Here is a 13181-nt window from a genome sequence, read left to right on the forward strand (position 1 = left end):
GTCCATCCGCCCCCGCGCAGGACCCCCTGCGGCTCGCCTACCCTAAGGCGGGTGATTTCCAAGCAGCGGGCCATGGGCGCGGTTCGGGCCCTGTTGGTGCTGTCCGCCGTGGCCTTCTGCGCCTACAGCCTGGTGTCCCAGTGGGAGGAGACCACTCAGGCGCTGGCGCGGATGTCGTGGACGGCGCTGGTGGGGGCCTTCCTGGCCGGTGTCGGCGGGCTGGTGGCGTGGATGCTGGGCTGGCGGGTCTTCCTGGCCGGGCTGGGCTCTCCCCTGCCGCTGGTGGCCGCCTCGCGGCTGTCGTTCATCTCCGGGCTGGGCAAGTACGTGCCGGGCAAGGTGTGGGCGCTGGTCACCCAGATGGAGCTGGGCCGCCGGTACCGCATCCCCCGCATCCGCAACATCAGCTCCTCCCTGCTGGCCATCGCCTCGACCACCGCGTCCGGGCTGGCGGTGGCGGCGGTGACGCTGCCGCTGACCTCCCCGCAGGCCACCGCGGACTTTTGGTGGCTGTTCCTGCTGGCGCCGGTGCTGCTGGCCTGCCTGCATCCGCGGATCGTCACCTGGGGCATCGACCTGCTGCTGAAGATCGCGCGGCGTCCCCCGCTGGAGCACCCGGTGAGCCTGGGGGTGACGCTGCGGGCGGTGGCCTGGGAGGTCGTGGGCTGGGCGCTGTTCGGCCTGCACACCTGGCTGATCGCCGACGCCGCCGGCGGGGACGGCCACGGCCTGCCGCTGCTGGCCACCGGCGCTTACGCGCTGGCCTTCACCACCGGTTTCCTGGTCTTCATCGCCCCCAACGGCCTGGGCGCCCGGGAGGCGGTGATCGTCTTGACCCTCTCGCCGGCCCTGCCCCCCGGCGCCCCGCTGGTGGTGGCGCTGGTCTCCCGGGTGCTGCTGACGCTGGCCGATCTGGCCTGCGCGGCGTTGGCGTTCGCGGCGGGACACGGCGACGGGAATGAAGTGACCCCTCACAGACTTGAGGGGGATAGACAGCCGATTAAGGAGAGATCGTGAGCGCACCGATCAAGGTGACCGACGAGACGTTCGATGAGCTCGTCCTCAAGAGCGACAAGCCCGTGCTGGTGGACTTCTGGGCCGACTGGTGCGGCCCGTGCCGGATGATCTCGCCGATCCTGGACGAGATCGCCGCCGAGTACGCCGACAAGCTCACGGTCGCCAAGCTGAACGCCGACGAGAACCCCGCCACCGTCGCCCAGGCGGGTGTGCAGGGTCTGCCCACCCTGAACCTGTACGTCAACGGCGAGGTCGTCGAACAGATCGTCGGCGCCAAGCCCAAGCGGGCCCTCCTGTCCACCCTCGCCCCGCACCTGGGAGTCGTCGCCAAGTAACCACCCGCACCCATCCGCCCGGTTCCCGCCCGTCGGGGACCGGGCGTCGCATCATTGAGGCCCTTGCAGAGCCCTCAGGAGCGCGACGGCCCACGGGGGAAAGTCCCGCCCGCTTTTCCCGTCCTTCCCAGAGGGAACATCCCCTCGGACGGCGGTGATCCCGGCCCATAGCGGGCTGACCTTCCGCCGCCGGACGGGAAACATCAGACGTTGAGCGCCACGCAGACCCACTTGCCGCCACAGGCCGGCCGCTCGATCCACAGGTCGCGGACGAGCGCTTCGACGATCATCAGCCCCCAGCCCCCGTTGTCATCGAAGCCGCCCGGGTCCGGGTCGAGCGTCTCGGGAGTCAGCCGTGGAGGCGGCTTCCGCTCGGGCATGTGCGGATCGGCGTCCCAGACCCCCAGCACCAGCCCGCGGGGCCGATGCCCGAGAAAGACCCGGATGCTCCCGCCCCGCTCGCTGACCGCCAGCGCGTTGGTGGCCAGCTCGGCCGCGACCAGCTGCGCGTCCGCCACCGCATGGGGGTAGCCGAACTTCTCAAGCTGCGCCTTCACGTAGGTGCGCACCGCACCGACCGCCGCCGGCGTGGCCAGCAGTTGCCGCCCGAACCCCACCTCCGTTACGTTCACGACAATCCCCTTCACTCTGTGTTTTGTGGCTCGAGACACAGAGTGCCCCAACATTGGGTAGCGTTCTGCTTACCCTGAGAAGTCCGGGAAAAGCTGGGAAAGGGGAGCGATCACGGATGCGCGTGGGCCAGCCTCCGGACCCCAAGTCCAACCTGTGGAACTTCATCGCGTTCTACCTGCGGTTTCTCCGTAACCAACGGGGACTCTCACTGGAGGCCATGGGTCGGATCATGGGCTGCAGCCGATCATCGGTTTCCCGCATCGAGCTGGGTGAGACCCGGCTGGACACAAAACAGGCAATTCTGATCGACCGGGCCTGGGACATCGGCGGGCTGTTCCAGACGCTCATGTGGTACGCCTCGATCGGACACGACCCGTCGTGGTTCAGTCAGTACCTCGACAAGGAGCGCAAGGCCGGAGTGATCAAGACGTACGAGGCCAACGTCATCCCCGGGTTGTTCCAGACGGAGGACTACGCACGAGCGCTTCTCAGCACCGGTGATGTGCCCAACGCAGAGGAGGTGCTGCAACGCAGGATCGGCCGGCAAGAGATCCTCGAGCGTGAGGTCCCCCCGTTCGTATCAGCGATCTTGAACCAGAACGCGCTGGAGTGGCCTGTCGGCTCTCCAGAGATCATGCGTCGTCAGCTGGCGCGTGTCTTGGAGCTGTCGGAACGGAAGCGAATAGTCGTCCGCGTAGTCCCCCGGACCTGGGACGTCGGAGCTTTTCCCGGCCTTGACGGAAGCTTCCTGCTCATGGCTGGAGATGACTTCGGAGAAGTGGCCTACTCGGAGTCTCCTGGATGTGGCCGGTTGGTCTCGGCACCCTCTGACGTACAGTCGTATGTGATCCGGTGGAACCAGATCAGCGCCAAGGCGCTACCTGAAACTCCCTCAAGAAAGCTGATCGAGAAAGCGATGGAGTCCTTCGAATGACCAACAAGATCGTTTGGCGCAAGTCCAGCCGCAGCGGCACTCAGGAGGGCAACTGCGTCGAGGTCGCCGCACTGCCCGAAGGCATCGGCCTGCGCGACTCTAAGAACCCCGCCGCCGGGCACCTGGCCGTCTCCCGCCGGCACTTCACCGCTTTGGTACGCAAGATCAAAAACAGCTGACCGAACACCAGCGTCCTTCAACAGAAGCGACGGAGGTCATGCGATGACCGCCTGGCGGAAGTCCAGCCACAGCGGAACGAATCAAAGCACGTGCCTCGAGGTCGCCGTGCTCCCCAGTGGGATTGGCCTGCGTAACTCCAAGAACCCTGCCGCCGGTCATCTCACCGCCTCTCCCCATTGTTTCGCCGCCCTACTGCAGAGAATCCGGAACAGCTAGGCTCATCAGACACCGAAACCCTTCCAGCGATCCGGATTTCCACATTTAGAGACACACTCGATTCAAGAGCGGTGCGAGCCACGCCGTGAATGGCTCCACCACCGTAGAGATACCGCCCCATGCAGCTCCGCCCCTCAGCAAGCAGGGCAGCCAACACCGGAAAGCCGAGCTTCGCCAGCCGGCGAAGTTCACCATCCTAGATCGTCACCAAAGCTGAGAATAATTCGGATCGGCGGCAGTCAAAGTCGCCGATCCGAGCATTTCGTAGAGCGCAGCGATGGTCGTCTCGGCCCACCAGAAAGGGATCGTCCTGTTAGCCTGTGGAAGATCCAGGCGGACGAACAACAGACCTGCTCAGGCCGTGATGATCTGCTCTAGCAGCTCTTCAGGGCTCCAGCCGTTGAGTTTGCTGATGGCGTGCAGCGCGTCCGCGAAACGCTGCGGGAAGTCGATGTAATCCGTGGCGAGTGGCAACAGAATACGACCTCGCACGCCGCCCTGGCCGTCCGGAAGGCGCCAGATTTCCTTGACATTATCCTGACTGGCCTCCAGCTCCCAGCCCTTGGCCGCCAAGAACTGCGATACGGCCACCGGGGCCACCGCCGAGGCCACCTCGCGGTAGGAGGCTTCACGCGCGAACAAGGTCACCCCCTGTCTCCTCCGCCAAGCGTCTAACGTCCACGGACCACCACCCGCCCCCACCGAAAACGACGGACACCGGCGGTGCCGACCGGAATGGGGACGGCCGGACTTTCAATACTCGTCCCAGAGAGTTCCGGTGTGAGAACGGAACGGGCGCATGGCAGTCCACCGGCAGACTCGGGTGCGCCAGAGCGTTCCTACAGCTCGCTGAGCCGGGCGTCCAGGGCGGCCAAGTCGGGCAGGAACCATATGTGGCCGGAGCGGTTGGACTCCCGGACGAGGGCGCGCAGGGCCGTGCTGGTCTCCAGGTGGTGGGAGATGTCGCCGATGATGGCCAGGCGTAGCCGGTAGTTGACGAATTTCTGCATGATTTCGCCGGCGAGGCGGGTGCTCAGGGAGAAGAAGCTCTCCTCCAGCCTGTCGGCGGGCACGGCCACCACCTCGGCGCCGGCGAAGGCCGCGCCGATCAGGTCCAGGGCGTCCTGGACGGTCGCCACCGGGGGGCCGCTTTCGTCGCACACCAGGACCTGGACGCCGGCTCTTTCCTGGATCACGTCAGGCATTGCCGTCCCTTCCGGTGAGCAGGCCGTTCTCGCCGTCGAGCACGGCGTCCAGCAGGCGGAGCAGGTCGGCGGTGGCGGTGGCGCCACCCATGATCACGATCTTCAAGCGGGCTTGCTCCTTGTCGTGGATCGTTTGGACGTGCAAAGGGCCGGTGGGGTCCGCGGTGGTGTTCGCTCCGGCCAGGACCAGCGTGCCCAGCCGGTCGGCCGCGGCCCGGTCGATGCCGTCGATCTGCACGATGCTCGACACCTCCACCCGCGCGGCCCGGGAAGGGCGGGCCGGGAGCGTCCGTCCGGTGAGCCTCTCCAGGTCGGCGGGGGCGATGCGGTACTGCTTGCCGATCCGCACCGCCTTGAGCCGGCCGGAGCGGATGTAGCCGCGCACCGTGCGCACGTGCAGGCCGAGGAGACGGGCAACCTCCTCCACTGAGTACAGTTTTTCACTCATCGCTCCCTAACCTAAACCTAATTAGGGAGCGATAGGGACTTTTGAGGACTGCAAGACGCTCCCGCAGTGATCCTCACGGGATGCGTCAGGCGTCAGCCGGCGAGAGCCGGGCGCGCCGGAGGGAAACCGTCCCCTCCCGGACGGCGATCACGACAGATCAGCCGGTCACCCGGCCAGCAGGCTCTTCACATAGGCGTCCCACAGCGGGGCGTCGTCCACCGGACGGACGGCGGCGCGCAGGCGCTGCGGCTCGCCGGGAGCGTAGAAGCGGTTGAGGGCCTCGGTCAGCGAAGCCACATCGTCGGGGTCGCACAGCAGACCGTCCACCCCGTCGGCGACCTGCTCGGGGAAGCTGCCGACGCGGGTGGCGATCACCGGGATGCCGTGTTCGTGGGCCATCCACACGTTCTGGGAGGCCGTGGCCGAACGGTAGGGCAGCACCAGCGCGTCGGCCTCGGCGAACAGGGCGGGCACCTCGGCGGCCGGGACGTAGCCGGGGCGCAGATCGACCCGCTCCTCCAGGCCCAGGGAGGCGATGAGCGCGCGGGTGTCGTCCACGCCGCCCCAGAACTCGCCCGCCACGGTCAGCCGCACCTGGGGCGGGCCCGCGGCCAGGGCGCGCAGCAGGACGTCCAGGCCCTTGTAGGGGCGGACGATGCCGAAGAACAGCAGGCGGTTGCGCACACCGTCATCCGTACCGGTCCGCGCCGGCGCCCGGGCGGGCAGGTGCGGGGGCATCTCGGCGACGGTCACCGGACGCGCGGTGAGAGTGCGGGCCAGCTCGGCCTGCTGCGCCGAGTGGGTCAGCACGGCGTCCACGCGGCGCAGCAGCGCCTTCATCAGCGGCACGTCATAGGGCTTGCGCTCGTGCGGCAGGACGTTGTGGCACAGCGCCACCGCACGGGCCCGCCCGCCCACTCCCCGCAGGATGCCCAGGTAGGAGGGGACTTGGACGGGGGTGAGCACGGCCAGCACCACCAGGTCGGCCGAGCGCAGGCGGCGTCCGGTGCGCAGCCAGCCGTCCGGGCGGTACCAGGCCAGGTCGCGGCGGGTGCGCGGGAACGGCTCGCCCTCGGGGGCGTCGATGGTCTGCTGCCCGGGGTACAGGAAGGACGGGTACTGGGCCCTCCAGGACTCGATCACCACGTCGTGGCCGGCCCCGGCCAGGCGGTGGGCCAGCTCGGTGGTGTGGTGGGCGCCGCCGCCCTTGTAGGGGAAGGCGGGGCCGACGATGGCGATCCTCACGTGTCTCCCCGGGAGCGGACGATCAGGTCGGCCAGCAGCGCCAGCGAGGCGATCAGCAGCCCGGAGATGAAGATCATCACGGTGTTGTTGGCGAAGTAGCCGAAGTGGACGACCATGTCGAAGATGCCCTTGGCCACGCCGATGCCCAGCAGCCACAGCGCCGGGGGCATCAGCACGGCCAGCGGGTTGAAGTACATGACCATCCGCAGCACCTGCAAGATGTAGCGGTAGGCGTCCTTGAAGAAGCGGAACTTGGACTTGCCGGCCCGCTTGTAGTAGTCGATCGGCACGTACCGCACCGGGTGCTGGTTGGCCAGGAACGCGATGGTGATCGTGGTGACACAGGAGAACCCGGGCGGCAGCAGCCGCAGGTAGGGCAGCGACACCTCGCGGCGGAAGGCCCGCATCCCGGAGTTCAGGTCCGGGATCTTGGTGTTGGTGAGCCGCTCGGCGACCTTGCGGATGAACCACTTGGCGGGCACCCGCAGCAGCTTGTGGCTGCCGGCCTCGGTGGTGCGCGCGCCGACCACCTGGTCCACCGACGGGTCGTCGTCGAGGATCTCCACCAGCTCGGGGATCCGCTCGTTGGGGTAGGTCATGTCGGCGTCGGTCCACACCACGATGTCGCCGCGCGCCTGCTGGGTGCCGATCCGCCGGACGGTGCCCGAGCCGCTGTTGTGCTGGAAGGCGATGACCCGCATGTTGGGGAAGCGGGGCTCGGCCTCCCGCAGCCGCTCCAGCGTGCCGTCGGTCGAGCAGTCGTCGATGGCCAGCAGCTCATAACTGTGGCCGCTGGCGTCCATCGCCTTGCAGATGCGCTCGACCTCGTCGATGACGTGGTCCTGCTCGTTGTAGCAGGGCAGGACGATCGTCACGTGGACATGCTCGGATCGGCTGTCGGGCTCGGTGCTCACGCAGCGCGAGAATACTCCCTTGCGCCGCCGCCCATGTCCGGCTCACCGGGCCGGGGCCTTACGGCAGCGGTTCGGCCATCCACACATCCATGCTCAGCGGCCAGGTCCCGTTGGGCGGGGAGGTCAAGGTCCGCTCGTCCTGCCGGGTGCGCAAGTGGAGGATCTGCTCGGCGGCGCCGTAGCCGGCCACGTCGGCGGGGGCCGCGCCGAGGACGGCCGGACGGCGGCCCTGCGCGCTGATGCGGTCGATGACGCGGCGCACGTCCGACTCGGTCGCCTCCGGGACGGTGCGGGCCGCGGGGATGCCGCACATGCCGCGGATGACCTGGATGAACCGGTCGGCGGTGACGCGCTCCACGATGATCACCGACCGGCCGGGGCCGATCTTGCGGCACATCGAGCGCACCTGGGCCAGCTCGCCCTGCTCGGTGGGGCGCAGCGCCAGCGGCCAGGAGACGGCGGCGATCGGGACGACGATCGCCAGCGCGCCGGCCAGCGCCACCGGCACGGCCGCCGGGCGGTGCCGGCGGCGCAGGCGCCGCACGCACCAGGCCAGTCCCCACAGCGCCAGCAGCAGCATCCCCGGCAGCACGACGCACGCCAGCCGGCGGGAGGCCCAGGGGTGGTCGGGGGTGATGCCGGGCCGGTACAGGGTGGTCACCGTGGTCCAGGCGATGACCATGAACGGCAGCACCCACTCGCCGTTCTCCCGCCTGAGCAGCCGCCGGGCCAGCACCGCCGCGCCCAGGGCGGCCAGCAGCAGCGCGGGCACCCCCACGTACCAGGCCACCCAGTGCAGCGACAGCTCCGAGTACTGCCGCCACCCGTCCAGCGGCAGCCCGTTGATCCGCTGGACCTGCTCGATGAACGACACGTTGAGCCGGTCGTCTTCGGTGCGCGGGGCGCGCCGGACGGTCTGCAGCCAGGGGCGGACGGCGAAGGCGGCGAAGACGGCCACCGCGCCGAAGGCGGCCAGGTCGGGCAGGCGCCCCCGGGCGAGCGCGGCGCCGGCCCGCCGCAGCCGGGCGCCGGCGGGCGGCCACCGCAGCGCCGCCGCCAGCGCGATCGTGGCGGCGACCACGGCGGTGGCCAGCATCAGCGCCGGGCGCAGCGAGTCGCTCAGGTACTCCAGGTAGGGGCGGGACTTGGTGTAGCCCTCCAGCAGCCCGGCCCCGGCGCCCAGGGCCAGCCCGGCGGCCAGCGGCGGCCAGGTGGGGCGGCGGCGGGCGGCCAGCAGCCCGGCGAACACCACCACCGGCAGCACGTCGCGGATGCCGTCGATGCGCACCAGCAGGACCAGCCCCAGCGCCAGCCCGCCCAAAAAGGCCCGCACCCGGGCCGCCGCCGTCTCCAGGTCGCGGACGTCCAGCAGCAGGCTCAGCCCGCCCAGCAGCAGCACCAGGGCGGGCAGTTCGCTGTAGGTGGAGCGGGCCAGCCACTGCATCGGCAGCAGCAGGGCCAGCGCCAGCGCGCCCAGCGGCGCCCAGCGGGGGCCGACCAGCCGGGCGGTCAGCCCGCCGAAGGCCAGCACCGCGCAGGCCCCCAGCAGCGGGGCCGTCATCAGCATCGCGCCGGTCCCGCCGATCCAGCCGCCCAGCGCGAGCACCATCGGCAGCCCGGCCATGAACTGCGGGACGACCTGGTCGCCGACCTGGTAGAAGGCCGGGCCGCCGTATTCCAGCGCCGGGTCGTGGCCGCCGAAGGCCCAGTGCATGGGGTCGATCGGCAGCCGCCCGTGGTCTTTGAGCCAGGTGGCGAACTGCACGTAGGAGGCCGGGTCGCGGCGCACCACGACCTGTTCGGCGCACATGGCCGCCTCCAGGGCGAAGAAGGCGACGGCCACGGCCACCACCCCGCCGGTGGACCACCAGGAGACCGGCCCGCGCAGCCCGACCGTCAGCTCCAGGCGGGTGCGGTCCCAAAAGCCGGCCTTGAGGGTGAGGAAGGCCACCGGCACGAACAGGGCCAGCGCCGGGCCGAGCCGGTAGCGGCCGGCCATCAGCAGCGGCAGCGACACCGCCAGCCAGGCCACGATCAGCAGGGCGGGCGCCACGGTGAGGCGGGCCAGCACCCGTCCGGCGCGGGTGGAGCGGCCCCGGGCGGCGGGGTCGTTGGGGAAGGGCATCGGCAGCCGCAGCTGCGCGACCCGGCGTCCTGCGGGGGCGCGCTCGCTCATCGGGTGCTCGCTCAGCTGCTGCGGTTCGTCCACTGAGAGCGCAGGGTATCGGGCCACCGGGGGCGGGGTGGAGCCGTACGCTCAGCGGCATGGCTGACTACGGACCCGCACGGCTGCTGGAGCGGCGCCTGATCGACAACCCCTCGCGCCCCCTGCTGACCTTCTACGACGACGCCACCGGCGAGCGCGTGGAGCTGTCGGCCAAGACGCTGGCCAACTGGGTGGCCAAGACCGCCAATCTGCTGGTGGACGGGCTGGGGGCGCAGCCCGGCGACCGGGCGGCGCTGGTGCTGCCGCCGCACTGGCAGAGCGCGGTGTGGCTGCTGGCGTGCTGGTCGGCCGGGCTGGTCGCCGAGCCGGTGGAGCCCGAACGGCTCGGCGAGCTCGAACCTGCGGGCGCGGGCGGCGCGTATTTCCTGGTGGCCGCGGAGGAGGTGCTGTCGGTGCCCGGCTGGTACGAGGAGCACGCCGCCGACGCCGAGGAGGTCATCGGCCTGTCGCTGCATGCGCTGGGCCGTCCGCTGAGCGAGTGCCCTGCGGGGGTGCTGGACTACGCGGTGGAGGTCCGCGGGTACGGCGACCGCTTCGCGCCGCCCGTCCCGGTGGACGCGAAGGCCCCCGCGTTGCGGGTGGCGGAAGAGACTTCCGCGGCAAACGTGACATTTGCCACACTATCCGCCGGAGAGCTGGTGGACCGGGCCGCCGATGCCGCCGCCGCATGGGATTTGGACGCCGGTAGCCGGGTGCTCTCCGACCTGCCGTTCACGACCCTGCAAGGGGTGCTGGTGGGGGTTCTCACCCCCCTGGCGGCGGGGTCGTCGGTCATAATTCAACGAAATCTCGACGAGTCCGCCCTTGATCGACGAATTTCTGTGGAGCATGTGACAGCAGTGGCCGGTGTGCTGGGATGGGACGGGCCGTCCGGCTCCGTCCGCCGGCTGGTCCGCTAGCCGGCAGGCCGGCCCACCGCGTCCGAACCCGACCCCCCGAGTCGGGGGCCCCACGCCCGACCGCAGGAGCCCATGAACAGCAACCCGATGTACATGGAGTACGTCGACGACGACGAGCCGCCCCCAGTACGTCGACGCGGCTGGCGCATCCTCGGCTGGGTCGCCGTCGGCCTGTCGGTCGCGCTGGTCGGCTCCAGCCTGGGCGTCTACGGCTACTACCGGAAGCTCAACGGCAACATCGCCCGCGAGAACATCAACTACGGGCCGCGGCCGGAGAAGCTCAACGACGCCATGAACATCCTGCTGCTGGGCTCCGACACCCGCACCGGCGCCAACGCCAAGTACGGGCGCGGCATGCAGAACGACCCGCCGCGGTCGGACACGATGATCCTGCTGCACCTGTCCCCCGGCGGCGAGCAGGCCATCGGCATCAGCTTCCCGCGCGACCTGATGGTGCCGATCCCCTCCTGCAAGAGCCGCGACGGCCAGGTGGTGCCCGCCTCCAGCGTCGCGATGATCAACGAGTCGTTCACCCGGGGCGGGGCCCCCTGCACGGTCAAGACCATCGAGAACCTGACCAACATCCGCATCGACCACTTCCTGCAGGTCGACTTCGTGGGCTTCAAGAACATCACCACCGCCGTCGGCGGGGTGGAGATCTGCCTGCCCAAGGACGTCAACGACCCGCAGTCCCGGCTGCGCCTCAGCAAGGGCCGGCACATCGTCAAGGGCGAGACCGCGCTGGCCTACGTGCGCACCCGCAAGGCGCTGGGCAACGGCTCCGACATCGACCGCATCAAGCGCCAGCAGCAGTTCATGGCCTCGCTGGCCAACAAGGCGATGAGCGCCGGGGTGCTCAGCAACCCGGTCAAGCTGAACGCGCTGCTATCGGCGGCCACCAAGTCGCTGACCACCGATGAGGACCTGGACCTGCAGGCGATGACCAAGATCGCCCGGGGGATGCAGGGGCTGACCGCCGGCAAGCTGCGCTTCGTCACCGTGCCGTGGACCCAGTACCCGCCCGACCCCAACCGGGTGGCGCTGCGCCAGCCCGACGCCGACCAGTTCTTCGCCGCGATCCGCAACGACACCGGCATCCCGCAGAAGAAGCGCACCGCCCCCAAGATCTCGCCCAGCCGGATCCGGGTGCGGGTCTACAACGCCAGCGGCATCGACGGCCAGGCCCGCCGCGTCGCCGACCAGCTCGAGGCGCAGGGCTACCAGGTCGTCGGGGTGGGCACGCTCACCACCCGCCGCACCACGCGGATCCTGTACGGGCCGGGCGCCGGGCGGGAGGCCCTGGCGCTGGCCGAGGCGGTCCCCGACGCCGACGGGCAGCCCGTCGCCCGCGCCAACGGCACCGCCGGCATCGTGGACCTGGTGGTGGGCCCGGACTGGACCGCCCTCAAGCCCCGCCAGACCGGGATCCCCCGTCAGCAGGACGAGGTGCGCGGGACCGACGATGTCTGCAAGACCTGACCCCGCGCGCAGATCACCGTCCCGCCCCGGGCGGGCCTGAGCTTTTTCCGCCAACCGGTCGCCCGATTTGCCCGTTCCGATCTTCGGTCTTCCGGTAACTTCGGACGGCGACCGACCCCCTTCACGGACGTCTGGACCTCATGACTCAGATCCTCCAGCCCCGCTCCCCCCTCGCGGGCACCCCCGAAGGCACCGCCGCGGACCGGCCGGCCGCCCCCGCGCCGAAGGACGCCGCCGCCCCGCGCAAGAAGGAGCGCGACCCGTTCTTCGACAACGCCAAGTTCCTGGCCATCCTGCTGGTGGTGATCGGGCACTCCATCGTGGGGCTGCGGGACGTGCCGCTGGCGAGCACGCTGTACCTGGCGATCTACATGTTCCACATGCCGCTGTTCATCGTGCTCACCGGCTACCTGTCCCGGAACTTCACCTTCGGGTCCGGCAAGGCCCGCAAGCTGATCGTGGCGCTCGGCGTGCCGTATGTGGTGTTCGAGTTCGCCTACTCCATCTACGACTGGCAGGTCGGCGGCAACAAGCTGAAGATCAGCCTGCTGGACCCCTACTACCTGACCTGGTTTTTGATGGCGCTGTTCCTGTGGCGGCTGTCGACCCCGGTCTGGCAGCAGATCCGCTGGCCGCTGGCCATCGCGGTGGGCATCTCGCTGCTGTCGTACATGGACGACCTGGGCGATGACCTGGAGCTGCACCGCACGCTGGGACTGCTGCCGTTCTACGTGCTGGGGCTGATGCTGCGGCCGGAGCACTTCGAGCTCGTCAAGCGGCCCATCGCCCGCCTCTTCGGGGTGGCGGTGCTGAGCGGTGCCGTCGTGGTGGCCTACTTCGCCTACCCGCGCATGAACATCGACTGGGTGTACTGGAAGCACGGCCACGCCGAGCTCGGGGTGAGCAACCTGGTCGGCACGGGAATGCGGCTGGCCATGATGATCTGCGCGGTGATCCTGGTGGCCGCGTTCCTGTCGCTGGTGCCGCGCCGCCGCACCTGGTTCACCGGGCTGGGCGCCATGACGCTGTACGCCTACCTGCTGCACGGGTTCTTCACCCGGCTGCTGAAGTTCACCGACTTCCGCGAGCTGGCGTTCTGGCACACCGTGCCGGGTGTGCTGACGATGATCGTGATCGCCGCCGTGGTCGGCACGCTGCTGTGCACCCCGCCTGTGGTGAAGACCATGAGCTGGCTGCTGGAGCCGAAACTCGGCTGGGCCTTCACCGGGCTGCGCAGGCCCGGCCAGCCGGTGCGGCGCAGCCGTTCCTGAAAGGCCGCGGGCGGGCCCGCCGGGCCTCGGGTTCGCCCGCGGTGATCGTCACAGCCGCACATCACATCGCACCGAGTCCGTTAATCTTGCCTCTACCAGGCATTCACCCGAAACCGCCGCCCCGGTGATGGGTTTGGTAACTGTGCGCTTACCTCGCGCGTCGCGCCCAGGGAGGACC

The 13181-nt window shown here is 69.7% G+C and carries 15 protein-coding genes; 8 read left to right on the forward strand and 7 right to left on the reverse strand.

Annotated features, from left to right (window positions below):
• Positions 1 to 51 precede the first annotated feature (51 nt).
• Both BUE48_RS20315 and trxA read left to right on the forward strand, forming a co-directional pair.
• Complete coding sequence (locus BUE48_RS20315) at positions 52 to 1017, forward strand: lysylphosphatidylglycerol synthase transmembrane domain-containing protein (protein WP_245536907.1); 966 nt, start codon at positions 52 to 54, stop codon at positions 1015 to 1017.
• Positions 1014 to 1352, forward strand: coding sequence for a thioredoxin (gene trxA / locus BUE48_RS20320; protein WP_012854396.1), 339 nt, complete (start codon positions 1014 to 1016; stop codon positions 1350 to 1352). Before BUE48_RS20315 ends, trxA begins: the two co-directional genes overlap by 4 nt.
• Before the next feature lie 203 nt (positions 1353 to 1555).
• Here the strand turns inward: trxA and BUE48_RS20325 are convergent, their stop codons facing one another.
• Positions 1556 to 1984: an ATP-binding protein gene (locus tag BUE48_RS20325; protein ID WP_286990749.1), complete on the reverse strand. Its 429-nt coding sequence runs from the start codon at positions 1982 to 1984 to the stop codon at positions 1556 to 1558.
• Positions 1985 to 2100: 116 nt separating this feature from the next.
• Here BUE48_RS20325 and BUE48_RS20330 point away from each other — a divergent pair, with 116 nt between their 5' ends.
• The 3 genes from BUE48_RS20330 to BUE48_RS20340 are packed head-to-tail and all read left to right on the forward strand — an operon-like array spanning position 2101 to position 3315.
• A complete protein-coding gene (locus tag BUE48_RS20330) occupies positions 2101 to 2919 on the forward strand; it encodes a helix-turn-helix domain-containing protein (protein WP_286990750.1) in 819 nt (272 codons plus the stop codon).
• Positions 2916 to 3098 (forward strand): DUF397 domain-containing protein, encoded by a 183-nt coding sequence (locus BUE48_RS20335; protein WP_012854399.1) that lies wholly within the window; start codon positions 2916 to 2918, stop codon positions 3096 to 3098. The genes BUE48_RS20330 and BUE48_RS20335 overlap by 4 nt, the downstream gene beginning before the upstream one ends.
• A gap of 43 nt (positions 3099 to 3141) precedes the next feature.
• Positions 3142 to 3315, forward strand: a complete 174-nt coding sequence (locus BUE48_RS20340) for a DUF397 domain-containing protein (RefSeq protein WP_012854400.1) — start codon at positions 3142 to 3144, stop codon at positions 3313 to 3315.
• A 354-nt stretch (positions 3316 to 3669) separates the two neighbouring features.
• On the opposite strand, the gene BUE48_RS20345 is transcribed toward BUE48_RS20340, so the two are convergent.
• The 6 genes from BUE48_RS20345 to BUE48_RS20370 all read right to left on the reverse strand — a co-directional run bounded on the left by BUE48_RS20345 (position 3670) and on the right by BUE48_RS20370 (position 9336).
• Entirely contained in the window at positions 3670 to 3963 is a 294-nt protein-coding gene (locus tag BUE48_RS20345; protein ID WP_012854401.1) for a hypothetical protein, read from the reverse strand.
• 191 nt (positions 3964 to 4154) lie between these two features.
• Complete coding sequence (locus BUE48_RS20350) at positions 4155 to 4520, reverse strand: DUF4180 domain-containing protein (RefSeq protein WP_286990751.1); 366 nt, start codon at positions 4518 to 4520, stop codon at positions 4155 to 4157.
• Entirely contained in the window at positions 4513 to 4968 is a 456-nt protein-coding gene (locus tag BUE48_RS20355; protein WP_286990752.1) for a helix-turn-helix domain-containing protein, read from the reverse strand. Before BUE48_RS20355 ends, BUE48_RS20350 begins: the two co-directional genes overlap by 8 nt.
• Before the next feature lie 165 nt (positions 4969 to 5133).
• Positions 5134 to 6213 carry a glycosyltransferase family 4 protein gene (locus BUE48_RS20360; RefSeq protein ID WP_286990753.1) on the reverse strand — a complete coding sequence of 360 codons (1080 nt, stop codon included), beginning with the start codon at positions 6211 to 6213 and terminating at the stop codon, positions 5134 to 5136.
• A complete protein-coding gene (locus BUE48_RS20365; RefSeq protein WP_012854405.1) occupies positions 6210 to 7127 on the reverse strand; it encodes a glycosyltransferase family 2 protein in 918 nt (305 codons plus the stop codon). The genes BUE48_RS20360 and BUE48_RS20365 overlap by 4 nt, the downstream gene beginning before the upstream one ends.
• Before the next feature lie 58 nt (positions 7128 to 7185).
• Positions 7186 to 9336, reverse strand: coding sequence for a hypothetical protein (locus tag BUE48_RS20370; protein ID WP_286990754.1), 2151 nt, complete (start codon positions 9334 to 9336; stop codon positions 7186 to 7188).
• Positions 9337 to 9392: 56 nt separating this feature from the next.
• On the opposite strand from BUE48_RS20370, the gene BUE48_RS20375 reads away from it, so the two are divergent.
• The 3 genes from BUE48_RS20375 (at position 9393) to BUE48_RS20385 (ending at position 13003) form a co-directional block, all read left to right on the forward strand.
• On the forward strand, positions 9393 to 10253 hold the full coding sequence (locus BUE48_RS20375) for a TIGR03089 family protein (RefSeq protein WP_012854407.1): 861 nt from the start codon (positions 9393 to 9395) through the stop codon (positions 10251 to 10253).
• 72 nt (positions 10254 to 10325) lie between these two features.
• Positions 10326 to 11732 carry an LCP family protein gene (locus BUE48_RS20380; protein ID WP_286990755.1) on the forward strand — a complete coding sequence of 469 codons (1407 nt, stop codon included), beginning with the start codon at positions 10326 to 10328 and terminating at the stop codon, positions 11730 to 11732.
• Between the two features lie 140 nt (positions 11733 to 11872).
• Positions 11873 to 13003 carry an acyltransferase family protein gene (locus BUE48_RS20385; RefSeq protein ID WP_012854409.1) on the forward strand — a complete coding sequence of 377 codons (1131 nt, stop codon included), beginning with the start codon at positions 11873 to 11875 and terminating at the stop codon, positions 13001 to 13003.
• Positions 13004 to 13181: the final 178 nt, after the last annotated feature.

It is taken from the genome of Thermomonospora sp. CIF 1, from assembly GCF_001896795.1.
GTDB lineage: Bacteria > Actinomycetota > Actinomycetes > Streptosporangiales > Streptosporangiaceae > Thermomonospora > Thermomonospora curvata.

Coding starts and splice junctions, on each gene's coding strand:
- BUE48_RS20350 (WP_286990751.1), bottom strand. CDS start 4,520: ATGCCTGACGTGATCCAGGAAAGAGCCGGCGTCCAGGTCCTGGTGTGC.
- BUE48_RS20380 (WP_286990755.1), top strand. CDS start 10,326: ATGAACAGCAACCCGATGTACATGGAGTACGTCGACGACGACGAGCCG.
- BUE48_RS20335 (WP_012854399.1), top strand. CDS start 2,916: ATGACCAACAAGATCGTTTGGCGCAAGTCCAGCCGCAGCGGCACTCAG.
- BUE48_RS20355 (WP_286990752.1), bottom strand. CDS start 4,968: ATGAGTGAAAAACTGTACTCAGTGGAGGAGGTTGCCCGTCTCCTCGGC.
- BUE48_RS20375 (WP_012854407.1), top strand. CDS start 9,393: ATGGCTGACTACGGACCCGCACGGCTGCTGGAGCGGCGCCTGATCGAC.
- BUE48_RS20330 (WP_286990750.1), top strand. CDS start 2,101: ATGCGCGTGGGCCAGCCTCCGGACCCCAAGTCCAACCTGTGGAACTTC.
- BUE48_RS20385 (WP_012854409.1), top strand. CDS start 11,873: ATGACTCAGATCCTCCAGCCCCGCTCCCCCCTCGCGGGCACCCCCGAA.
- BUE48_RS20340 (WP_012854400.1), top strand. CDS start 3,142: ATGACCGCCTGGCGGAAGTCCAGCCACAGCGGAACGAATCAAAGCACG.